Source organism: Amycolatopsis rubida, assembly GCF_900115345.1.
In the GTDB taxonomy this organism is placed as follows: Bacteria; Actinomycetota; Actinomycetes; order Mycobacteriales; family Pseudonocardiaceae; genus Amycolatopsis; species Amycolatopsis rubida.
This window is the reverse complement of record NZ_FOWC01000021.1, coordinates 14,820-36,199: the sequence shown is the minus strand read 5'-3', so window position 1 is coordinate 36,199 and position 21,380 is coordinate 14,820. Positions and strand designations below refer to the sequence as shown.

At 71.1% G+C, this 21,380-nt stretch carries 21 protein-coding genes; 11 read left to right on the top strand and 10 right to left on the bottom strand.

All coding sequences use genetic code 11. The annotated features are described in order from the left end of the window. Position 1: 1 nt before the first annotated feature. Positions 2–1,111, bottom strand: coding sequence for a fatty acid desaturase family protein (locus BM362_RS42075; RefSeq protein ID WP_067591120.1), 1,110 nt, complete (start codon positions 1,109–1,111; stop codon positions 2–4). A 17-nt stretch (positions 1,112–1,128) separates the two neighbouring features. Beyond that, entirely contained in the window at positions 1,129–2,217 is a 1,089-nt protein-coding gene (locus BM362_RS42070; protein ID WP_067591123.1) for a ferredoxin reductase, read from the bottom strand. A gap of 93 nt (positions 2,218–2,310) precedes the next feature. On the opposite strand from BM362_RS42070, the gene BM362_RS42065 reads away from it, so the two are divergent. The 3 genes from BM362_RS42065 to BM362_RS42055 are packed head-to-tail and all read left to right on the top strand — an operon-like array spanning position 2,311 to position 4,169. Beyond that, positions 2,311–2,988 (top strand): TetR family transcriptional regulator, encoded by a 678-nt coding sequence (locus tag BM362_RS42065; RefSeq protein WP_093576934.1) that lies wholly within the window; start codon positions 2,311–2,313, stop codon positions 2,986–2,988. 5 nt (positions 2,989–2,993) lie between these two features. Next, positions 2,994–3,395, top strand: a complete 402-nt coding sequence (locus BM362_RS42060; protein ID WP_208865506.1) for a VOC family protein — start codon at positions 2,994–2,996, stop codon at positions 3,393–3,395. 45 nt (positions 3,396–3,440) lie between these two features. Beyond that, on the top strand, positions 3,441–4,169 hold the full coding sequence (locus BM362_RS42055) for a lipoate--protein ligase family protein (RefSeq protein WP_093576933.1): 729 nt from the start codon (positions 3,441–3,443) through the stop codon (positions 4,167–4,169). A 63-nt stretch (positions 4,170–4,232) separates the two neighbouring features. On the opposite strand, the gene BM362_RS42050 is transcribed toward BM362_RS42055, so the two are convergent. After that, positions 4,233–4,943: an Lsr2 dimerization domain-containing protein gene (locus BM362_RS42050; protein WP_244287460.1), complete on the bottom strand. Its 711-nt coding sequence runs from the start codon at positions 4,941–4,943 to the stop codon at positions 4,233–4,235. A gap of 145 nt (positions 4,944–5,088) precedes the next feature. On the opposite strand from BM362_RS42050, the gene BM362_RS42045 reads away from it, so the two are divergent. Both BM362_RS42045 and BM362_RS42040 read left to right on the top strand, forming a co-directional pair. Continuing rightward, a complete protein-coding gene (locus BM362_RS42045) occupies positions 5,089–6,483 on the top strand; it encodes a dihydrolipoyl dehydrogenase family protein (protein WP_167545646.1) in 1,395 nt (464 codons plus the stop codon). Positions 6,484–6,513: 30 nt separating this feature from the next. Beyond that, entirely contained in the window at positions 6,514–7,083 is a 570-nt protein-coding gene (locus BM362_RS42040) for a TetR/AcrR family transcriptional regulator (RefSeq protein WP_093576931.1), read from the top strand. Positions 7,084–7,239: 156 nt separating this feature from the next. Here the strand turns inward: BM362_RS42040 and BM362_RS42035 are convergent, their stop codons facing one another. Then, entirely contained in the window at positions 7,240–9,696 is a 2,457-nt protein-coding gene (locus BM362_RS42035) for a hypothetical protein (protein WP_093576930.1), read from the bottom strand. A 267-nt stretch (positions 9,697–9,963) separates the two neighbouring features. Here BM362_RS42035 and BM362_RS42030 point away from each other — a divergent pair, with 267 nt between their 5' ends. Both BM362_RS42030 and BM362_RS42025 read left to right on the top strand, forming a co-directional pair. Beyond that, complete coding sequence (locus BM362_RS42030) at positions 9,964–10,467, top strand: DUF3145 domain-containing protein (protein WP_093576929.1); 504 nt, start codon at positions 9,964–9,966, stop codon at positions 10,465–10,467. Positions 10,468–10,490: 23 nt separating this feature from the next. Further along, positions 10,491–11,090 (top strand): hypothetical protein, encoded by a 600-nt coding sequence (locus BM362_RS42025; RefSeq protein WP_167545645.1) that lies wholly within the window; start codon positions 10,491–10,493, stop codon positions 11,088–11,090. A gap of 72 nt (positions 11,091–11,162) precedes the next feature. Here BM362_RS42025 and BM362_RS42020 read toward each other — a convergent pair whose 3' ends face one another. The 5 genes from BM362_RS42020 to BM362_RS42000 all read right to left on the bottom strand — a co-directional run bounded on the left by BM362_RS42020 (position 11,163) and on the right by BM362_RS42000 (position 16,331). Then, entirely contained in the window at positions 11,163–12,413 is a 1,251-nt protein-coding gene (locus tag BM362_RS42020) for a beta-ketoacyl-[acyl-carrier-protein] synthase family protein (protein WP_067591136.1), read from the bottom strand. A 51-nt stretch (positions 12,414–12,464) separates the two neighbouring features. After that, positions 12,465–12,710, bottom strand: coding sequence for an acyl carrier protein (locus BM362_RS42015; RefSeq protein ID WP_037820481.1), 246 nt, complete (start codon positions 12,708–12,710; stop codon positions 12,465–12,467). Between the two features lie 70 nt (positions 12,711–12,780). Beyond that, on the bottom strand, positions 12,781–13,764 hold the full coding sequence (locus tag BM362_RS42010) for a beta-ketoacyl-ACP synthase III (protein ID WP_093576927.1): 984 nt from the start codon (positions 13,762–13,764) through the stop codon (positions 12,781–12,783). Next, positions 13,761–14,672: an ACP S-malonyltransferase gene (locus BM362_RS42005; protein ID WP_093576926.1), complete on the bottom strand. Its 912-nt coding sequence runs from the start codon at positions 14,670–14,672 to the stop codon at positions 13,761–13,763. Before BM362_RS42005 ends, BM362_RS42010 begins: the two co-directional genes overlap by 4 nt. 447 nt (positions 14,673–15,119) lie before the next feature. After that, entirely contained in the window at positions 15,120–16,331 is a 1,212-nt protein-coding gene (locus BM362_RS42000) for a PucR family transcriptional regulator (protein ID WP_067591139.1), read from the bottom strand. Between the two features lie 155 nt (positions 16,332–16,486). On the opposite strand from BM362_RS42000, the gene BM362_RS41995 reads away from it, so the two are divergent. The 4 genes from BM362_RS41995 (at position 16,487) to BM362_RS41980 (ending at position 21,090) form a co-directional block, all read left to right on the top strand. Next, the gene (locus BM362_RS41995; protein ID WP_093576925.1) at positions 16,487–17,407 is read left to right on the top strand and encodes an ABC transporter ATP-binding protein; all 921 of its coding nucleotides are present in this window, start codon (positions 16,487–16,489) and stop codon (positions 17,405–17,407) included. Continuing rightward, on the top strand, positions 17,404–18,618 hold the full coding sequence (locus BM362_RS41990) for an ABC transporter permease (RefSeq protein WP_093576924.1): 1,215 nt from the start codon (positions 17,404–17,406) through the stop codon (positions 18,616–18,618). Before BM362_RS41995 ends, BM362_RS41990 begins: the two co-directional genes overlap by 4 nt. Positions 18,619–19,344: 726 nt before the next feature. Continuing rightward, entirely contained in the window at positions 19,345–20,208 is an 864-nt protein-coding gene (locus BM362_RS41985; protein WP_093576923.1) for a mechanosensitive ion channel family protein, read from the top strand. A gap of 243 nt (positions 20,209–20,451) precedes the next feature. Continuing rightward, positions 20,452–21,090 carry a nicotinamide mononucleotide transporter family protein gene (locus BM362_RS41980; protein WP_067591146.1) on the top strand — a complete coding sequence of 213 codons (639 nt, stop codon included), beginning with the start codon at positions 20,452–20,454 and terminating at the stop codon, positions 21,088–21,090. Between the two features lie 2 nt (positions 21,091–21,092). Here BM362_RS41980 and BM362_RS41975 read toward each other — a convergent pair whose 3' ends face one another. Further along, positions 21,093–21,338, bottom strand: coding sequence for a hypothetical protein (locus BM362_RS41975; protein WP_067591149.1), 246 nt, complete (start codon positions 21,336–21,338; stop codon positions 21,093–21,095). Between the last annotated feature and the right edge of the window lie 42 nt (positions 21,339–21,380).

The following is a 21,380-nucleotide window of genomic DNA, read 5'->3' as shown; positions in this document are numbered from 1 at the left end:
CTCAGGCTGCTCGGAGTTGCCGTTCCGGGTCCACGGTAGCGGGCGCGGCCGGTTTTCCGGGGAGGGCCAGCCGCGCGATCTTCTTCGCTACCGACCACAGTTGCTTGTGCAGGGGGCCGGTGTGGTAGGGCAGGCCGTAGCGTTCGCAGATTTCCCGCACCTCGCCCGCGATCTGCGGGTAGCGGCGTGCGGGCAGGTCCGGGAACAGGTGGTGCTCGATCTGGTGCGACAGGTTCCCGGACAAAATGTGGAACAGCGGGCTGCCGGTGATGTTCGCGGAGCCCAGGATCTGGCGCAGGTACCACTGGCCGCGCGTTTCGTTCTCGGTCTCCTCCTCGGTGAAGCTTTCGACGTCCGCCGGGAAGTGGCCGCAGAAGATGATCGAGAACGCCCACAGGTTGCGGACCAGGTTGGCGCTCGCGTTGCCCAGCAGCGTCAGCGGCGCCAGCGGGCCGGTGAGCAGCGGGAACAGGACGTAGTCCTTGCCGATCTGGCGGGAGGCCTTGCGGACGATCCGGCGCAGCACCGGCACGTTTTCCGCCCACGTCCGCTCGCCCTTCACGACCCGGTCGACCTCCAGGTCGTGCAGCATCACACCCCACTGGAACAGCAACGCGAGCAGCGTCGCGTACACCGGGTTGCCCAGGTAGTACGGATGCCACTTCTGCGCTGGGTCCATCCGGAGGATTCCGTAGCCGACGTCGCGGTCCTTGTCGACGATGTTGGTGTAGGTGTGGTGGATGTAGTTGTGCGAGTGCCGCCAGTTCTCCGCCGGCGCGACGGTGTCCCATTCGAAGCGTTGCGAGCTCAGCTCCGGGATGCGCGTCCAGTCGTACTGGCCGTGCATCACGTTGTGGCCGATCTCCATGTTGTCCAGGATTTTCGCGCCCGCCAGCGCGGCGACGCCGGCCAGCCACGCGGGCGGCAGGAAGCCGGCGAACAGCAGGCCGCGGCCGGTCACCTCCAGCGCGCGCTGGGTCTTGATGATCTTGCGGATGTAGTCGAGGTCTTCCTCGCCGAGGTCGTCGACGATCCGCTGGCGCAGTGCGTCGAGTTCCCGGCCGAATTCCTCGACCTGTGCGGGGGTCAAGCGGTCCTGCAAGCCGGTCATGCTGCTACCTCCGGTGGTCAGGCGTCGATTTCGACGTCCCCGACGGGGACGCTGATGCAGAGCTGGATCTCTTCGTTCTCCTCGCCGGAGACCTCGCCGGTGCGGGCGTTGCGGACGCGTCCGGCGGTTTTGAGCTGCGTGCAGGAGAAGCAGATGCCCATCCGGCAGCCGTGTTCCGGCGTCAGGCCCGCGTCCTCGGCCTGTTCGAGCAGCGGCTTGCCGGAGTTGTCGCACTCCCGGCCGCTGCGGGCGAAGCGCACTCGGCCTTCGGCTGCCTCGGCGGCGAAGGTCAACGGCGCTGCCGTGAACTCTTCGGTGTGCAGTTGTGCACTCAAACCCTCGCTTTCGAAGAGTTCGCGGGCGGCGGTCATCAGTGGAGCAGGGCCGCAGAGGAAAGTCTCGGCCTCGCGGAACCACGGCGCGGCCTTCTCCAGGTGCGCGACGGAGAACAGGCCGTGCAGGTCGCCGCCGCGGCGGGCGTGGGTGTGGGCGTGGACCACGCGGAACGCCGGGTGCCGGGTGGCGAGTTCCGCCAGTTCGGCGCGGTAGAGCGCGTCCTCGGCGGTGTTCGAGTAGTGCAGGAACACGATCTCGCCGGGGTGTCCCTCGGCGACGAGCGTCCGGGCCATCGCGAGCACCGGCGTGATCCCGCTGCCGCCGCTCATCAGCACGATCCGGTCCGGGCGCGGCGAGGGCAGGGTGAATTCGCCGTCCGCCGGCGAAAGTCCGACCACCGCGCCGGCGGCGGTGTCCTGCAGATGCCGCGACACCAGGCCCTTCGGGTCGGCTTTCACGGTGAACTCCAGGTCGCCGCTGCCCTGCGCGCCGCACGGCGAGTAGCAGCGAGTGCGGCGCACGCCGTCGATCTCCACCTGCATCCGCACGTACTGGCCCGCGCGGAAGCCCTGCCATGCCCGGCTCGGCCGCACCGTGAAGGTGACGGTGTCCGGCGTCTGATGCCGCACGGCGGTGACGCGGCCGCGGATCTCGCGCCGCACCAGCATCGGGTCGACCAGTTCGAGGTACCGGTCCGCGCCGTGCGGGGTGAGCAGCGCCTCGGCGAGCGAGACGAGCCCGCGCACGCGGCGCGGGAGCAGTGCGGTCATCACTCCTCCAGAAGGTTGAGTGCACAGTCGTACACTGACTAGTGTGGGGGCACGGCCCCGGGGCCTGTCAACGCGGAAGCGAGGTGATGTGACGTGGGCCATGCGGCGATCGCCAGTACGCTGCTCGACGTGTCCGCAGCCGAGGAGCCGGCCGGCCCGGTGAGCCGGCAGGAGCGCAAACAGCGCACCCGTCAGGCGCTGCTCGACGCGGCGCACGACCTGCTCGCCGACCGGAGTTTCGCCAGCCTTTCGCTGCGCGAGGTCGCGAAGGGCGCGGGCATCGTGCCGACGGCGTTCTACCGGCACTTCTCGTCGATGGAGGAACTGGGCGTCGCGCTGGTCGAGGAGACCACGCGCACGCTGCGCGGGCTGCTTCGCGGCGCGCGCACCGAGCAGAGCGGCTACGGCGGCATGATCCGGGCTTCGGTGCACACGCTGCACCGGCACGTCCGCGAGCACGAGGACCACTTCCGGTTCGTCACGCGCGAGCGCTACGCCGGGCCGGGCGCGGTGTCCCGGGCGATCGCGGTCGAGATGCGGATGTTCTCCAGCGATCTGGCGCTGGACCTGGCGCGCTTCGATCCGCTGCGCACCTGGCCCACCGAGGACCTGCACCTGCTGGCCGACCTCATCGTCACCGCGATGCTCGGCACGGTCGCCGAACTGCTGGACATCCGTCCCGGCGACACCGCCGCCGACGAGCGCACGTTGGTCGCGGCGGAAAAACGGCTCCGGATGATTCTGCTCGGCGCGGCGCACTGGCAGTCTTAGCGCCCGTGGCCTTCCTGCAGCTGACCGCGATCATCGTCGACGACTACGACGAGGCGATCGCCTTCTTCACCCGCGCGCTCGGCTTCGACCTGGCCGAGGACTCGCCGTCGCTCACCAACGACGGCCGCCCCAAACGATGGGTGGTCGTCCGCCCGCCCGGCGGCGAAACCGGCATCCTGCTGGCGCAGGCCGACGGCGAACGGCAGTCCCGTGCGATCGGCGACCAGCACGCCGGCCGGGTCGGGTTTTTCCTGCGGGTGGACGACTTCGCGGCCAGCTACGAGCGGATGCGGGACGCCGGGGTGGAGTTCCTCGGCGAACCGCGGACCGAGCCCTACGGCCGGGTCGCCGTGTTCCGCGACCTCGCGGGCAACCGCTGGGACCTGCTCGGACCGGCCGCCTCCTGAGCCTGTTCTACGATCCCGGGGTCCAGCAGATCGTGGAGGAACGCTATGCCGAGCGGGTCGGAAGTCCGAGCCGAGTTCACCGACCCAGTGCTCAACCTGGCGTTCGACGAGGCGCTGCTGCGCGAGGGGCCGACAGCGCCGGTGGTGTGGCTGTGGCGGAACCCGGTGTGCGTGGTTGTCGGCCGCGGTCAGCGAATCGCCCGCGAGGTCCGCGTGGACGAATGCGCTCGTGACGGCGTTCCGGTGCTGCGGCGAGCCAGCGGCGGCGGCACGGTGTTCCACGACCCGGGCAATCTCAACGTGACGCTCGTGGTGCCCGGCCACGCGCCGCGTCCGTTGGAAATGCTTGGTCTCGTGATGTCCGCCGCGGTGGAGAAACTCGGCCTTCCGGCCAGGATCGGCGACCGCGGGATCTTCGTCGGCGACGCGAAACTGTGCGGGTTCGCGGTGTTCCGGACCAAAGACGTGCTGCTGGCGCATTCGACACTGCTGGTCGACACCGATGCCGCTCGCGTCGGCGCGTATCTCACCGGTCCGCCGCCGGACCCGAAGCCGCTGGATTCGCACCGGAGCAAGGTCGCGTCCCTGCTTGACCACGGGGTGCGGTTGCCGCTGGCGGAAGTGGAAGACACCGTCCGCGCGGCCGCGGCGGGACTGCTCGGTCCGCTCCCGCCGCGCGAACCGGCGCCGGGGGAGCTGGAGCGGCAGCGGGCATTGCTGTGGAGCCGCTACGAATACCCGGACTGGCATGCCGAGGGACGCCAGCGTTCGTAACGGAAGTCCGTGCGGGCAACCCTGAGGGAGTCAGATTCCCTCAGGGTCCTCCGCACGGACGGATCAGTTGCTGGAGGAGGAGAACAGCACCTGCGGCACTGCGCTGGCGGCGCGGCGGCGCGGCTTGGCGGCGGACTTGGTCGCTGCCGGGGCGGCCTTCGCGGGTGCGGGTGTCTTGGCGGTCGCTGCGGCGGTCTTGGCGGGGGCGGTCTTTGCGGGTGCGGGTGTCTTGGCGGTCGCTGCGGCGGTCTTGGCCGGGGCAGTCTTCGGGGGTGTGGGTGTCTTGGCGGTCGCTGCGGCGGTCTTGATCGCGGCGGCCTTCGTCGGCTTGGGCGCGGGCTTGGCTGTCGCGGCGCTGGTCGTCTTCGCGGTGGTCTTGGTCGCGGCCTTCGCCGGCTTGGCGGCGGCGGACTTGCGCGCGGTCCGGCCGGCAGCCCCGGTCGCGCCACCCGTTCGGGCGGTCTTCGCGGTACCGGCGGCAGCAGTCCTCTTGCCAGCAACGGCTTTCCCGGCCTTGCCCGCCGCGGCCGCTTTCTCCGCCGCCGGCTTCGGCTCGGTCTTCTTCGCCCCGGCAACGAGCCGCGGCCGCAGTTTCCGTCCGCCCGTCCGGCGGCCTGCCTTGGCGTACCGCTCCAGCAGCCGCCGAAGCGCGGTCGCGTTGCGGGCACCGAGGTCGATGTCGTACTCGACGCCGTCCAGCGCGAAGGCGACGGTCTCGGCCGCGCGTCCTCCGGTCAGGTCGTCCTGAATGCGGACAGCAGTGTTCCTCGCCAAGGGAGCCTCCCGTGCTCGATCGTGGTCGTGCGTGCAACCGGCACGGCGACGACCCGGATTCCGCGGTGCCGCCGGTTTCTTGCAGCTCTCGGACGAGAATACCGGCAGGCTTGCGCGAACCTGCGCGGTGGTGTGCGCTGTGCTCATGGCAGCTGAGACTTTCGACGTCGTGGTCATCGGGGCGGGTCCGGTCGGGGAAGTGGCCGCCGAACGGGCCGCCAAGGGCGGGCTCAAGGTGGCGCTCCTCGAACACGAACGGTTCGGCGGGGAGTGTTCGTACTGGGCCTGCATCCCGAGCAAGGCGTTGCTGCGCCCGGGAAACCTGCTCGCCGCGGCCAAGCGGATGCCCGGCGTGCCGATCGGCGACGCGCTCGACGCGGAAAAGGTGCTCGCCCGCCGCGACTGGTTCACCGGCAAGGGCGACGACTCCGGCCAGGTCGAATGGGCGCGCGGCGCGGGCATCGAACCCGTGCGCGGCTACGGCCGGATCACCGGCGAGCGCGAGGTCACCCTCGACGACGGCCGCGTTTTCACCGCCCGGCACGCGGTGATCGTGTGCACCGGCAGCGTTCCGCGCACGCCGCGGATTCCGGGGCTGGACACCATCAAGCCGTGGGGTTCGCGGGAAGCGACGTCGGCGACCGAGGTGCCCGGACGGCTCGGCGTGCTCGGCGGCGGTGTGGTCGGCGTCGAGATGGCGCAGGCGTGGGCCCGGCTCGGCGCGCGGGTCGACCTCGTGATCACCGGCGAACGCCCGCTGCCCCGGCTGCCCGGGTTCGCCGGAGACCTGGTCCTGGACGGATTGCGCGAGGCGGGCGTCCGCGTGCACACGAACTCGGGCTTGACCGAAGTGTCCAGTGTGGACGGTGGTGCGCGGCTGAAACTGTCCGGCGGCGGCGAGATCGTCGTCGACGAGCTCCTGGTCGCCACCGGCCGCGCGCCCGCGACCAGCACAATCGGGCTGGACGTCCTCGGCCTGCCCACCGACGGCCCGCTCCAGGTCGGCGAAAGCGGCCGAGTGTCCGCTGTGGAGGGTGGCTGGCTGTACGCCGCGGGCGACGTCACGGGCCGTGCTTTGCTGACCCACCAGGGAAAATACGCCGCTCGCGTCGTCGGGGACTCGGTCGCCGCCCGCGCCCGCGGCGAGGAGATCTCGACCGAACCCTGGAGCCGCTACAGCGCGACCGCCGACCATCACGCGGTGCCGCAAGTGGTGTTCACCGATCCGGAGGTGACGTCGGTCGGCCTGACCGAGGCGCGCGACGGGTCCGCGGACCGGGTGGTGGACATCGACATCGCGGTCGCCGGTTCCTCGCTGCACGCCGATGGGTACCAGGGCAAAGCGCGCATGGTCGTCGACACCGAACGCGGCGTCGTGCTGGGTGTCACGTTCGTCGGCCAGGACGTGGCGGAACTGCTGCACTCGGCGACGATCGCGGTCGTCGGCGAAGTGCCGCTGGACCGGTTGTGGCACGCGGTCCCCGCCTTCCCGACGATCAGCGAGGTGTGGCTGCGGCTGCTGGAGGCTTACGGGCTCTGAACGACGGTGCGGTCCGGTAGCGTCGGGGGCATGACCAGTGCCCCCGTTCCCGGCCGGCGTGAACGCAAAAAGGCGGCGACCCGTCAGGCGCTGGCCGACGCCGCCCTGCGGATGTTCCTGGAGCGGGGCTACGACCAGGTGACCGTGCGCGAGATCGCCGATGCCGCCGACGTGTCCACCACCACGCTGATGAAGCACTTCCCGACGAAGGAAGCTCTCGTTTTCGACCGGGAGCCCGAGGTGGACGAGGCGCTGGTCTCGGCCGTCCGCGACCGGACGGAAGGCACGTCGGTGCTGGAGGCGCTGCGCGCGCACATCCACGTGCGGGCGACCTCCGGCATCCGCGCCGAGGCCGAACCGCTGCTGCGGCTGGTGCGGGAGACGCCCGCGCTCGCCGAGTACTGGCACAAGATGTGGATGGGGCACGAGCACACGCTGAGCCGCGTGATCACGGAGGAAACCGGTGCGCCCGAGGACGATCCGCGGTGCGCGGTGCTCGCCCATTTCGCGTTGGAGACGGCTGCGCTGGCCGATCGTTCGGACGATCCGCCGCGGGTTGTCGACGTGGCGTTCGACCTGCTGGAGAACGGGTGGCAGTGAGCTGTTCGCTCGGTGTGGCGGTGGCGGGTTGGGCGTGGTTGGTGGCTGAGCTGTTCGCTCGGTGTGGCGGCGGTGAGTTGAGCGTGGTTGGTGGCCTAGCCGTTCGCTCGGCAGGGCAGTGGCGAACTCGACGCGATCGGCCGCTGAGCCGTTCCCTCAGGACGGCAGCTGCAAGTCGAGCGCGCCTTTCGCCGCGCGGGCGAGGCCGGGATCGTCCGCAGTGGACGGTCCGGGTTGCCAGACCGCCTGCACGATCCGGACGCCGTTCCCGTCGATCTTGCTGGCGTAGGCGGCGCCGTCGAACTGCGGTGGGCCCGAAGGCCACTTGCCGGTTTCCGTGGCGACGTCCAGGATTCCGCCGCCGCCCGGATTGTCGGCGACCTGCTTGAGGTGATTGGCCTGCCCGGCATCGGAAAACTCGACCACCGCGACGGTGACCGCGGCCGTCCGTCCGTCCACGAGCGCCGTGTAGCTCGCGCGGCGGACCGCGGAGCAGCTGGTTTGCTGGAGACTCGCCTGGACGTCCCCGAAAGCGTGCGAGGCGCACTTCTGGTCGGCGCTGCTCGCCCGGGGTTCGAAGGTGAGGGCCGGGGCCGGGGGGACGCTCGGCTTCGCGCTGCTCGGTGCCGGACTCGGCACGCTGCTCGGCGGCGCACTGCCGGCGGGCGGTGCCGCGGCGGTGTCGTCTCCGCCGTTTGTCGCCACGACGATCGCCGACACCACCAGGGCGACCAGCAAGACGATCGCCGCGATCGGCACCCACTTGACCGTCCGGGAGGCCGGTTTTCCGGGCCCGGCCGGGGAGTCCGGCCCGGCGCCGGCTGCCCCGGCGCCGGTTCCCGCCGCGGCGGTCGCCCCTGCCCCGGTGCCGGGTCCTGCGGCGGCGGTTGTCTCTGCTCCCGCTCCGGTGGCTGGTGCTCCGGTTCCGGGACTGGCTGGTCCCGATCCGGTTCCTGCTCCCGCACTGGTACCGGGGTCGGCGGCCGGCATCGCTCCCGCGCCCGCGGCCGGAGCCGGTTGCGGCGGACTGCTCGGCCAGGGCCCGTTCCCGGGCACGACCGGCGGAACGGCTCCGCGTGGACGTCCGGCGTCCCGCGGTTTCGCCGGTGACGGCATCTTCTCGGTCGGAGCCTCGGGCGGGGCAGCGGACTTGGCAGGTGCTTCCGAAAGCGACCCCAGTTCGATCGGCGGAATCTCCGGCCGAGGCGGCCGCACCGCGATGATCTTCGGCCGCGGCACCGGGGGAGCGGCGGAAGGGTTGCTGGGGGAAGCAGCAGCCTTCGGCTCCATAGCGCCCGAAGCGGTAGTGCCGTTGCCAGGGAAGACGGGAAGGCCCCGGGCATCTTCGGCACCGGCTGGGTTTTGCGGCCCCGCGGTGTCGCCGGTGACGGCATCCGCGGTGGATCGTCCAGCCGCGATCGCGGCATCGGTGCCAGCGCTGGCGGAACCAGCCGGACCCGAACCGGCAGCGTCGGGCTTGGCCGAGCCGGAACCGGCGGCACCGGATGCGGCTGCCCCCGATCCGACGGCGCCGGACGGAGCGGCGCCGGAAGCGACAGTGTTCGACCCGGCGGCACCTGACCCGGCAGCATCGCCCCGGGCCGAGTCTGGAGCGGAGTTTCCCGGACCTGGCGAGCCGGAACCGGACCCAGCCGCACCGGGCTCGGCGGCGGCTCCGGCAGGGCCGGACGTCGCCGCCGTCGACGCAGCAGCGCCGACGGCGCCTGCGGAGACCCCGGCCGTTGGGCCGGCAGCGGCGCCTGCGGAGACCCCGGCCGTTGGGCCGGCAGCGGCGCCTGCGGAGACCGCGGCCGTTCCTGGGCTGGCAGCGGCGGCTGTGCTCGGCCCGGCGTCGCTTCCAGGAGCTGCCAGAGCGGGGCCCGTCGAGGAACCGGAGTTCGCGGCGGCAGTGCGATTGCTCGCCGGGCCAGCGCTGGCAGCGCCAGCAGCACCGGCCGAAGCAGCGCCAGCTGACCCACCGGGAGACCGGGGCCCAGGAGGAACCGGAACGTCGTCCGCGAACCGGACGAACCCTTCTCCGCGCAAAACCTCGTCCGAAAGCTCCGGCGCATCCGGCGCCAGCGCCGCGATCAACGCCCGCGCCTGGTCCACCGACCGCGGATGCCGCGCCGTGGCGAGGGAGACCGTCGCTGCCAGCATGGTCGTCGGCGTCGGGTGCAGGACCCGGACCGGGCCCGCGAGGTCGCCCGGCGGCTGGTCGACCGTTTCCACGTACGGGCCGACCGCCACGATCGTGCCGACCGGGCCTCCGCCGAGCTCCGCGATGCGGCGTTCGCATTCCTGGGACAGGTCGAGCGCTTCGGTGGCGGGGTTGACGTCGTCGCCGTGGACCAGGGGCCAGCCGTCCGCTTTCCACGGGCCGCCCAGCGGCGCTTCGAGGCGCAGGGCCGGGTCGGGCAGGTCCACGCCGATCACGACCAGCACGCCCGCGGGCAGCACGACGACCGCCTCGACCGGACGGTCTCCGGCCGGGCGGGCGCCGACGAGCGCGACGCCGCCGATCACCGTGCTCCCCCGGCCGAGGGAGGCCAGTGCGGCCCGCACGTCTTCCGCGACGCGCGAGGGCTGCTGCCCGAGACGGACCAGTCGCACCGAAATCTCCTGTCGAATCCGCAGCGTTTCCGGTGCACCACGCTAGCGTGCCGGGCCGCCGGAACCATGCTCCGCGCCCTCGCGTCGGCGTGCCTCACCACAATGGGTCGTCCGCTGCGACTTGTGGTGTTCATGTGGCCAAACGGCACGGTTGGGGTGCAGAATGTGCTACACAGGTCGGGAACTGCCGTGGAGGCTACGCAACCTGCGCAAGGTTCGAGAGGTCGTAGGGGAAGACGTCCCTCGTCGAACAAGCGGAGGTCAGCAGTGAGCACCCGTGGCAGCACCCGAGGCGTGGTGTACGTCCACTCGTCGCCGTCTGCGGTATGTCCGCACGTCGAGTGGGCTATTTCGGGCACCCTTGGCGCCCGCGTCGAGCTGAAGTGGACGGCCCAGCCGGCCAGTCCGGGACAGCTCCGGGCCGAATGCAGCTGGAGCGCGCCCGCAGGAACCGCGGGCAAACTCGCCGGCGCGCTCAAGGCGTGGCCGATGGTGCGCTTCGAAATCACCGAGGAACCCAGCGCGGGCGTCGACGGCGAGCGGTTCTGCTTCGCGCCCGGACTCGGCCTCTGGCACGGCCGCACCAGCGCCAACGGCGACATCGTCGTAGGCGAGGACCAGCTGCGCGCGCTCGTCAGCATGACCCGCGGCGGCGAAACCCTCGCGCACAAACTCGACGAACTCCTCGCCGCGGCCTGGGACGAGGCGCTTGAGCCGTACCGGCACGCGGGCGACGGCGCCCCGGTCACCTGGCTGCACCAGGTCGGGTGAGCGAGGACGGTACCCTCACCCGGGTGAGCGTTCACCCGGCCCCGCCGTCCCGTCAGCGGTGGTTGATCCCCGTGCTCGTGGTGGTGCTGTCCATCACCGTCGCCGGAGGTCTGCTCGCCCGCGAGCTGTACCGCCGCCCCGATTCCCCGCGTGCGACCGACAGCGAGGCCATGGCGCCGTCCGCCACGACCAGCGGCGGTTCGGCCGACAAGTCCGGCTCGGTCGAGGTCGGGGCCACCCCGGACGCCCAGAACCACCCGCAGGACGACGCCGTCCGCACCGTGCTGAAGGCCTATTTCACCGCGCTGAACCAGAAGAACTACGAAGCCTGGACCGAGACGGTCAGCGACGCGCGCCGCAGCAAGACGCCGGAAGCGGACTGGCACCGCAACTTCCGGTCCACGAAGGACGTCGACGTCATGCTGTACCGCATCGAACCGGGCGCGCAGGGAACGCTGCGGGCCCTGGTCGGGTTCACCAGCACCCAGTCGCTCGACGAGGCCCCGGTCGACTTCCCGGAGAAGTGCATCCACTGGCGGCTGGTGCTGCCGATGAAATTCGAGCACGGCTCGTACCGGATCGACACCGTCGACGGCACGGCCACCGAACACGACAAGTGCTGAAAACCCGGTGAAACGCTGAAGGGCCCCTGCGGGAGAAATTCCCGCAGGGGCCCTTCAGCGTGAAAAGGGGACTCAGCTCGCCGGCGTGAACAGCAGCGCGGTGTTGTGCCCGCCGAAACCGAACGAGTTGGACAGCGCCGCGGCGAGTTCGACCTTGCGGTTCTCCCCGGCCACGACGTCGAGCTGCACCTTCGGGTCCAGTTCGGTGAGGTTCAGCGTCGCGGGCACGACTCCCTCGTACAGCGCGAGAATCGTCGCGATGCCCTCGACCGCGCCCGCCCCGCCGACGAGGTGGCCGAGCGCGCCCTTCGGCGCGGTGACCACCGGGTGCTCGCCGATCGCCGACCGGATCGCGGCCGCCTCGCCGATGTCGCCGACCACAGTGGACGTCGCGTGCGCGTTCACGTGGCCGATGTCCGAAGGGGACAGTCCGGCCATCGTCATCGCCGCGCGCATCGCCGCGATCTGCCCGATGCCCTCCGGGTGGTTGCCCGTGATGTGGTAGGCGTCGGAGGTCAGGCCGTAGCCGGCCAGCTTCGCGTAGATCCGCGCGCCGCGGGCCTTCGCGCGGTCGGCACGTTCGAGCACGACGACGCCGGAGCCCTCGCCGAGCACGAAGCCGTCGCGGCTCACGTCGAACGGACGCGACGCCGCGGCCGGGTCGTCGTTGCGCGTCGACACCGTGCGCGCCTGGGCGAACCCGGCGACGGTGATCGGGTGGATGCACGCCTCGGAACCGCCCGCGACCACCACGTCGGCCCGTCCGGACCGGATCATCTCGAAGCCGTTCGCGATGCCCTCGGCTCCGGACGCGCACGCCGACGCGGGCGAGTGCACCCCGGCCCGCGCCTTCAGATCGATGCCCACGTGCGCGGCGGGACCGTTCGGCATCAGCATCGGCACGGTCAGCGGCGAGACCTTGCGAAGACCCTGCTGGTGCAACAGATCGTTCTGGGTCAGCAGGGTCACCGGCCCGCCGACCCCGGTGCCGATCGAGACGCCGAGGCGTTCCGGTTCGACGTCGGCGTGCTCGTCGGTCTGCTCGGCGAACCCGGCGTCGGCCCAGGCCTGGCGGGCGGCGATGATCGCCACCTGCTCGCACCGGTCGAGCCGGCGGGCCTGCACGCGGGGCAGGATGTCGGTCGGCTCGACGGCGAGCTGCGCCGCGATCCGCACCGGCAGGTCCAGCTCCGCCGCCCAGTCCGCCTCGATCGTGCGGATCCCGCTGCGGCCGGCCAGCAGACCGTCCCAGGTGGACGCGACGTCCCCGCCCAGCGGCGTGGTCGCGCCCATACCGGTGATCACGACGTCGATGTTGCTCATGGGTGTCTCCCCAAGGTCGGCTCCGGACCGGGGCCCGGGTACGAAGAGGACTTACTTCGAGTTGGCGGAGACGTAGTTCACCGCGTCGCCGACGGTCTTCAGGTTGGCCAGCTCGTCGTCCGGGATCTTGACGCCGAACTTGTCCTCGGCCTGCACGGCGATCTCGACCATCGACAGCGAGTCGATGTCCAGGTCGTCCACGAACGACTTCTCGGCGGTGACGTCGTCCTGAGCCACGCCGGCGACCTCTTCGACGATCTCGGCGAGGCCGGCGAGAATCTCAGTGTTGTCAGCCATCGGTGTTGTTCCCTTCTCGGTTCTTCTGGAGGTCCGCTCGCGGGCACGGCGCCCGCGGGGGAAGTATCGCTCAGGGCAGGACGAACGCCTGCGCGGCATAGGAAAGCCCGGCTCCGAAGCCGACCGCCAGCACCACGTCGCCGCTTTTCGCCGTTCCCGCCTTGCGCATGTGGTCCAGCGCCATCGGGATCGAAGCGGACGAGGTGTTGCCCGAGTACTTGATGTCGTCGGCCACCACCATGTCCTCGCGCGCCCCCTTGGCGCGCAGCTTCTTGGCGATCGACTCGACGATCCGGAGGTTCGCCTGGTGCGGGGCCAGCACGTCCACATCGGACGGTTGCAGCCCGGCGGCTTCGAGCGCGCGCAGCGCGATCGGCGCGATCTGCGTGGTCGCCCAGCGGAAGACCGACTGGCCCTCCTGGTAGATCCACTGGTGATCGCGCATGTAGATGAGGTCGACGAGGTCGCCCGCGCTGCCCCACGCGACCGGGCCGATGCCCGGTTCGTCGGACCCGCCGACCACCGCGGCTCCCGCGCCGTCGGCGAAGATGATCGCGTTCGCGCGGTCGGCCGGGTCCACCACGTCGGTGAGCTTCTCCGCGCCGATCACGAGGACCTTCTTCGCCGAGCCCGCGCGCACGAGGTCGGAGGCGACGCCGAGGCCGTAGCAGAATCCGGCGCACGCGGCGTTGAGGTCGAACGCGCCGGGGCTCGGGACGCCGATCCGCGCGGCGATCTGCCCGGCCGCGTTCGGGATCTGCGAGGGCATGGTGCAGTTGGGCACGATGACGGTGTCCACTTCGGACGCGTCGACGCCCGCGTCGGCGAGCGCTTCGGACCCGGCGGCGACGGCGTAGTCGACCAGCACGTCGTCCTTCTCGCCGAACCGCCGCTCGACGATGCCGACGCGGTCGCGGATCCACTGGTCGCTGGTGTCCATGACCTGCGACAGGTCGTCGTTCGTGACGATCCGGTCCGGCTGGTAGCTGCCGAAGCCGAGGATGCGGGCGGCGGGCGCGCCCTGGGACAGGCGCAGGGTGGGGCGGGCGGTCACTGGGCGTCCTCCTCGCGCAGCGCCGCCAGCTCGGCGGGCGACTTCAGCGCGGTGGTAGTGGTGACGACGCCCTTGAGCTGCCGCTTGACCAGTCCGGTCAGGGTGCCCGCGGGCGCCAGTTCGACGGTGCGGTCCACGCCGAGCGAGACGAGCCCGTCCATGGTGAGGTCCCAGCGGACCGGGCGGGTCACCTGGGCGACGAGCCTGCGCAGGTACTCCGCGCCGCTCGGGACGACCTGACCGTCGGCATTGGACAGCAGCGGGCGCGCCGGGTCGGCCGGGGAGAGGCCGGCGGCGTGCTCGCGCAGGGCGTCTTCCGCGGGCGCCATGTAGGGCGTGTGGAAGGCGCCGGCGACCTTGAGCGCACGGATCTTCGTGCCCTCCATCGGCTCGGCGACGATGCGCTCGATCGCGGCGGCGGACCCGGAGGCGACGATCTGCCCGGCCCCGTTGCGGTTCGCGGCGGCGAGGCCCTGGCTTTCCAGCCACGCGGCGACTTCCTCGGGGTCGCCGAGCATCACCGCGGCCATCGACGTCGGTTCGAGCGCGCACGCCTTGGCCATCTCCGCGCCGCGGACCGCGGCGAGCGCGACGGCGTCGGAGGGGCTGAGCACGCCGGCGATCGCGGCCGCGGCCAGTTCGCCGACGGAGTGGCCGGCGACCGGGGCGTCCGCGGGGACCGGCAGGTGCTCGAAGGACAGCAGGGACAGCGCGACGATCAGCGGCTGCGCGACAGCGGTGTCCTGGATCTCCTCGGCTCCGGCCTCCGTGCCGAGCCGGATCAGGTCGAGCCCGCAGCGGGCGGACCACTCTTCGACGCGCGCGCGGGCACCGTCGAGCTCGAGCCACGGAGCGAGCATGCCGGGGGCTTGGGAACCCTGGCCGGGGGAGAGGACTGCAACTGTCACGGTGTCTATGAGACCACGGGACCGGTCAGTGCTTCAGATGCGGGCGGTCACCAAGTCCGTGCGGCGTAATTGGAGGAAACCTCCAAAGACCCGCCGGAGAACCCGGTCCTTAACCCATCCGCCTTGTGGGATTCAACCAGCGCTTGCCGTGAAGTCCGTCACCCGCCACGCGCTCGCCACGCCCCTGTCACGGCTTGCTCGCGCCTCGGAGCGGCGGGCCGGAGATCAGCGGCGCTTCCACCGGACGCGGGCTCGGGTACGGGATGTCCCCCGTGTGTGGCGTCCGACGCAACCAGTTGTCCTCGGCTGCCGGTCGCCGGAGCAGGAAGCCAAGCGGCCCGGCCGGGTGCTCCGCATCTCCGTAGCGGGCTGCGTCCAACGGCCGCGAAGCGGCACAACGCACCGAACGCCCGCATCGGGTGCGGCAGCGGCACCCGGCTCAGGCGGTCACCAAAGCCCGCGGGCGCGGGCGAGCCTGCCCACCGTCAGCGCGACCCGCAGCACCAGCGCGTCGCGGGCGTCGGTCGGGTTGCGGCCGGTGAGTTCGGCGGCTTTGCGCAGCCGGTACCGGACCGTGTTCGGGTGCACGAACAGCGTTTGCGCGCACCGTTCCAGCACTCCGCCAGTGTCCAGATAGGTCTCGACCGTCCGCTGCAAGGCCGCTCCGGCTTCTTCCAGCGGCCGGGCCACCAGGTCGACCAGCAGCCGTTCCGCGCCGGGGTCGCCGGAGAGTGCGCGTTCGGGGAGGAGATCGTCGGAGCGCACTGGGCGCGGCGCGGCGGGCCAGCCGACCACCGCCCGCAGCCCGGACAGGGCTTCGGCCGCGCTGTGGTGCGCCTCGGCCAGCGTCGGCACTGTCGGACCGGCCACGACCGGGCCGTCGGCGAACACCGTTGACATCCGGGCGAGGATTTCGCGTTCCTTCGGCCCGCCCTCGGTGGGGCCGCCGATCACGATCACCAGCCGCGAGCCCTGCACCGACAGCAGTACCGCGCGGCCGACGCGCGCGGCGCGGGCGCGGACGTCGAAAACCACCGTCGGCGGGTCGTCGGAGGGCGGATTCCCCACCAACACGGTCGCTGCCGCCGCCGGATCCCAGCCCAGCGCCGCGGCCCGCGAAAGGACGGATTCTTCGGCGTCCCCGCGGACGATTCCGTCGACCACGAGCGCTTCGAGCCGGGCGTCCCACGCGCCGCGCGCTTCCGCCGCCGCGGCGTAGGAGTTGGCCGCGGCGAAAGCGATTTCCCTGCCGTAGCGCAGAATTCCTTCGATCAACGCGGCACGTTCGGCCTCCGACGCGGCGAATTCGGGGAGCTGCTCCTCGAATACCTCGATCGCGAGCCGCACCATCGCGACGGCCTGGCGCAGGCTGATCCAGCGCGACACTTCGGTCGGCGCGTCGCGGAAGGCCTCGGTGGTGAGCTGCAGCGCTTCTTTCGAATCCCGCAGCCACGCGACGAATCCGCTGGCCCCGGTCTGCGTGATGAGCAGGACGCTGGCGCGCTGGTCGGCGGGCAGCCGCGCGAACCACACCAGGCGGCGTTCCATTTCCGCGACGCTCGCGCTCGCCAGCCGCCCGGAGGCGTGCTCCAGGCTGCGCAGGGTTTTCGCGGACAGCCCGTGGTGCTTGCGCGCGGGACGTCCCGTGGTGTCGGCCATGTCGGATCCGATCCTACGTGCCGCCCGCGACCCGCAACTTTAGGCGGACGCGGCGGCGACCTCAGGCGGTGGGCGAAGTTCGGCCGAAGTGCCTAGGATCCCGGGTGGGGTGGCAGGGGATCGCCCCGGGCGAAAAGAGAACAGGGGGACGGGCCATGCCAGAGCCCGGACTGGAGATCGACGGGATCTCGAAGCGGTACGGCGCCGTGGTGGCGCTCGAGAAAATGACGTTCGAGGTGCGGCCGGGCGAGCTTTTCGGATTCGTCGGCAGCAACGGGGCGGGCAAAACGACCACGATGCGGATCGCGCTCGGCGTGCTGAGCGCCGACGCGGGCCAGGTGCGCTACGCGGGCGAGCCGATCACGCACGAGACCCGCCGGCAGATCGGTTATATGCCCGAGGAACGCGGGCTTTACCCGAAAATGAAGGTCGGCGACCAGCTCACGTATCTGGCCCGGCTGCACGGAATGCCCGCCGCCGCGGCGAAGGCGTCGAGCGAGCGGTGGACCGAACGCCTCGGCGTGGCCGCGCGCCGCGAGGACGAGGTGCAGAAGCTCAGCCTCGGCAACCAGCAGCGCGTGCAGCTGGCCGCCGCGCTGGTGCACGAACCGCGGATTCTGGTGCTGGACGAACCGTTTTCCGGGCTGGACCCGGTGGCCGTCGACGTGATGAGCGACGTGCTGAAGGAGAAGGCGGCCGAGGGCGTTCCGGTCGTGTTTTCCAGCCATCAGCTGGATTTGGTGGAACGGCTGTGCGACCGGATCGGGATTGTCCGGAGTGGACGGATGGAAGCGTCCGGCACGGTGGCGGAACTGCGCGCCGGCGGGACCGTCCGGCTGCTCGTCGACGCTCCCGAGGCTCCCGAAAACTGGGCGGCCGGGCTGTCCGGGGTGACCGTGATCGGGCGCAGGGCAGCGGTGACCGAACTGGAACTGGCCGACGGCGCGGACGACCAGGCGGTGCTGCGCGCCGCGCTGGCGACCGGCCCGGTGCGGGAATTCGCCCGGAAACTGCCGTCCCTGACCGAGTTGTTCCGTTCTGTCGTGTCCGAGCAGCAGCAGGAGGCCGCGGCATGACCGGGGCAGGAGTCCAGATGAGCCCGATGTCCGCGGTCGGCCTCGTGGCCGGGCGGGAAATCAGCACGCGGGTCAATTCCAAGGCCTACCGCATCACCACGCTGGTGATGGTGGTCATCGTCGTCGGGCTGGCGCTCGTCTTCAAGCTCTTCAACGGCAGCGGGAGCGCCGACGCGACGGTCGGCTACGTGCCGGCCGCCGCGCAGCTGGCACAGCCGCTGAGCGCGACGGCGAAGTCGATCGGCCAGACCGTCGCGACGCAGCAGGTGCCCGACGAGAAGGCGGGCCAGGACAAGCTGCGGGACGGTTCGATCGACGCGCTGCTGGTGCAGGACGCGAAGCGCTTGCACGTCCAGGTGAAAAAGGACCTGGACGCGAAACTGAAGAACACGTTCACCGTGCTTGAGGGGCAGCTGGCGCTCAACCAGCAGATCGAGTCTCTCGGCGGCGACCCGGCGAAGGTGCGCCAGGCGACCGCCGAGGCGACGATCGACGAACTGCCGCCGCTCGAGAAACCGTACGACTACAACGGGCAGCAGCTGGTGCTCGGCATCATCGCGGGCATCCTGATCTACCTCTCGCTGATGCTCAACGGGCAGAGCGTGGCCCAGGGCGTCGTCGAGGAGAAAACCTCGCGGGTGGTCGAACTGCTGCTCTCGACGATCAAACCGTGGCAGCTGATGGCCGGGAAGGTGCTCGGCATCGGCGTCGTCGGGCTGATCCAGATGCTGGCGATCGGCGTGGCCGGTGTCGCGGCCGGGCTCGGGTTCGGCGTGCTCACGATCTCGGCGAACGCGGCGATCGGCACCGTGATCTGGCTGATCGTCTGGTATCTGCTCGGGTTCTTCATGTATTCGATCGTGTTCGCCGCGCTCGGCGCGCTGGTGTCGCGGCAGGAGGACGTGGGCGGCGCGACCATGCCCGCGCTGATGTTCGTGATCGCCGGGTACGTGGTGGGGATTTCGATCCTGCCGTCGAATCCGGGGAGCCCGCTGGCCGAGGTGCTGTCGGTGATCCCGGTGTTCGCGCCGACGCTGATGCCGATGCGGCTGGCGATGGGCGGCGTGCCGGTGTGGGAGGCGGTGCTGTCGGTCGGCCTGGTCATCGCGCTCATCCCGGCGCTGATCTGGCTGGCCGCGCGGATCTACCGCAACGCGGTGATGCGCACCGGCGCGAAGGTGAAGCTGCGGGACGCGCTGCGCGCTGCCTGACCGCGGAGTTCCGGACAGCGGGCCGCGGCGGAATTGCCGCGGCCCGCTGGTTCTTCTCCGAAAGCCGCTACTCTCGGTGGACCTGTCGGTCCGGTGCGGGACCCGGGCAGCGGGAGCTCTCACCCACGTGGGTTAGCGGTATCGGGTGAGTTGCGTGAACGCCGCCCTCGCGAGGGCGCGCCGTTCCGGTCGTCGGCCGAACACCGGTTATCGACCTTCGTACGGCATCTCGCCCGCGCGCTATTGCCGCTGCGCGGTTATCCGGCATGCGAGCGGAAGGCCCGCAATTCGCCGCCGCGGGCTGCCGCGCAACGCGAATGCGCACCGCACAGACCGGGCCTGCACGGGATTCCGTCCGGACATCTCCGCCGCCGTCCGCTGGCCGGCGCGCAAATCCGTCGGCGGCCCGCCGATGGCCCGACCATGAAGACCAGATGAACGGCGGAGAAAACCCGAACCGCATTCGTCTCGGAAGCGCCGTCGCGCGGCAATAAAGAGCGGGAAATGTTCGAGGCCGCCCGGCGCTTGCGGTTTTCGCTGCGCCGAGCGGCCTCGTCTCCCCGGTCCCCACCGGTAGGACAAGTATGGCCGCGATTGATCTTCCCGCGCCAGTCGTCTCACTCGATCGTGGTGCACAGCACTCGGGTGCAGTGGGTACCTGTCCTGCGACCCGGTGCGACAGGACGGTGCCGGAATCCACGTCGAACCGCGGCGAAGGGAGCCAGCGTGGGTGAACAACTCAAGGACGGACTCGGACAGGCCTGGAATCTGGTGGCCACGTTCGTCCCGAAACTCGTGGGCTTTCTGATCATCCTCCTGATCGGCTGGCTGATCGCGAAAGCCGTGTCCAAAGCCGTCGGGCTCGTTCTCGGAAAACTCGGTTTCACGCGGATGGTGGAGAAGACCGGGCTGACCGGAATGGTGAAGGGCGCGAATCTCGACGCCACCGCGGTGCTCGTGAAACTCGTCTACTACTTCATTCTGCTGATCGCGCTGCAGCTGGCGTTCGGGGTGTTCGGGCAGTCGAACCCGGTGAGCCAGCTGCTGAACGACATCATCGCGTTCCTGCCGAGGATCCTGGTCGCGGTGGTGCTGATCATCGTGGCGGCGGCGATCGCGAAGGTCGTGCGGGACCTCGTCGCGGGCGCGCTGTCGGGCCGCCCGGCCGGACGGCTGCTCAGCACGATCGCGTACTGGCTGGTGATGGCGTTCGGCATCATCGCGGCGCTGGGCCAGGTGAACATCGCGACGGCGGTGACCGGCCCGATCCTGATCGCGGTGCTGGCGACCGTCGGCGGCGTGATCGTGGTCGGCTTCGGCGGCGGCCTGATCAAACCGGCCCAGGAACGGTGGGGCGGCTGGCTGGCCAATCTGCAGGGCCAGATCGGCTCCGGCAACGGTGCGCGCGAGCCGGGCCAGGTGAGCGGGCAGCACGCGCAGGCCGGACAGGCCCGGACGCAGAGCTACCCGCAGTCGCAGTCGGGCAGCCTGCCGCAGCCGGGCGAGCAGACGCGCCAGATGCCCGTGGACGGCGGCCGGCCGCCGGAGCCGCCGACCCCGCCCGCCGGGTTCGGGCGCGTGGACCGCTGAACCGGTACCGGCAAGGAGGGTGAGGCCGTGCCGCCGCCCGGAGTCGAGTCCGGCTGACGGCTTCGCTGACGGCCTTCCCGGTCCGCTGACCGGGGCGAGCAAGGGGCCGCGCTGCTTCCAGCAGCGCGGCCCCTTCCCTCTGCCCGGCGTCCACTCGGCGGGACTGTCTTCAGTCTCACATCGGCACGGGAATGGAGGCTCCGTGCTGCATGTTGGGAAGCGTAGATCGGAAGGGGTGCCGACGTGGACTTCCTGTTGCAGCACGGCGTGACCGTGTTCGGCCAGTGGATCTCGATCGCCGAGCTGGCCGGGCAGGTGTTCGCGCTCGCGGTCGTGTTCCTCGCGCAGCGGCGGACGCTGTGGACCTGGCCGGTGCAGGTCGGCGCGACCGTCCTGCTCTTCTCCGTTTACGCGTCCGCGCATCTCGGCGGGCTCGCCGGGCGGCAGGTCGCGATCCTGCTCATCTCGCTCTACGGCTGGTGGGCCTGGAACCGCCGGACCGACCCGGTGTACGGCGTCGTCGTGCGCAAGGGCCGCTGGACCGAGCGGGCCGTGATGCTCGGTGCGTTCGGGCTGGGCACGGTCGCGATGGCGCTGACGCTCCAGGCACTCGATGCCTCGTGGGCGCCCTGGCCGGACGCCGCGATTTTCGTCGGGACGCTCGTCGCGTTCGCCGCGCAAGGCGTCGGGCTCGTGGAGTTCTGGGGCGTGTGGCTGGTGGTCGACGCGATCGGCGTGCCGCTGCAGATCAGTTCCGGCCTGTACTTCTCGGCCGCGATCTACCTCGTCTTCGCCGCGCTGGTCGTCCACGGCTGGGTCACCTGGAATCGCTCGGCGCGCACCGCGGTGGCCGGCGGGAAGGCCGTCGCCGCGGCGCGCTGAGGTCAGGCCCCGAGCGCGAGCTGCCCGTCCGGGGTCAACTCGGCCCGCGTCCACTGCCCGACCGCGCCGCCCGGCGCGGACACCGGGCGGACCAGGCCTTCCCGGACGAGATCGTGCGCGGTCGTCTGGTCGCAGCAGGGCAGGCCGTCGACCCTCAGGTCCGGTTCGCAGCTGCGGGTGAGTTCGGCTCGGCCGGCGGCGATCGCGCGCAGCATCGCCAGTGCGCGGCGGTTCGGCGTGACGGACATGGTCTTCCCCCTCGGATGTTCCGAAGGCAGGAGACGTGATGT

Excerpts from the sequence above, each read along its gene's own strand:
- BM362_RS42075 (WP_067591120.1), bottom strand. The coding sequence starts at position 1,111 with ATGACCGGCTTGCAGGACCGCTTGACCCCCGCACAGGTCGAGGAATTC.
- BM362_RS42070 (WP_067591123.1), bottom strand. The coding sequence starts at position 2,217 with ATGACCGCACTGCTCCCGCGCCGCGTGCGCGGGCTCGTCTCGCTCGCC.
- BM362_RS42055 (WP_093576933.1), top strand. The coding sequence starts at position 3,441 with ATGCCGAGCGGGTCGGAAGTCCGAGCCGAGTTCACCGACCCAGTGCTC.
- BM362_RS42045 (WP_167545646.1), top strand. The coding sequence starts at position 5,089 with ATGGCAGCTGAGACTTTCGACGTCGTGGTCATCGGGGCGGGTCCGGTC.
- BM362_RS42040 (WP_093576931.1), top strand. The coding sequence starts at position 6,514 with ATGACCAGTGCCCCCGTTCCCGGCCGGCGTGAACGCAAAAAGGCGGCG.
- BM362_RS42020 (WP_067591136.1), bottom strand. The coding sequence starts at position 12,413 with ATGAGCAACATCGACGTCGTGATCACCGGTATGGGCGCGACCACGCCG.
- BM362_RS42015 (WP_037820481.1), bottom strand. The coding sequence starts at position 12,710 with ATGGCTGACAACACTGAGATTCTCGCCGGCCTCGCCGAGATCGTCGAA.
- BM362_RS42000 (WP_067591139.1), bottom strand. The coding sequence starts at position 16,331 with ATGGCCGACACCACGGGACGTCCCGCGCGCAAGCACCACGGGCTGTCC.
- BM362_RS41995 (WP_093576925.1), top strand. The coding sequence starts at position 16,487 with ATGCCAGAGCCCGGACTGGAGATCGACGGGATCTCGAAGCGGTACGGC.
- BM362_RS41990 (WP_093576924.1), top strand. The coding sequence starts at position 17,404 with ATGACCGGGGCAGGAGTCCAGATGAGCCCGATGTCCGCGGTCGGCCTC.
- BM362_RS41975 (WP_067591149.1), bottom strand. The coding sequence starts at position 21,338 with ATGTCCGTCACGCCGAACCGCCGCGCACTGGCGATGCTGCGCGCGATC.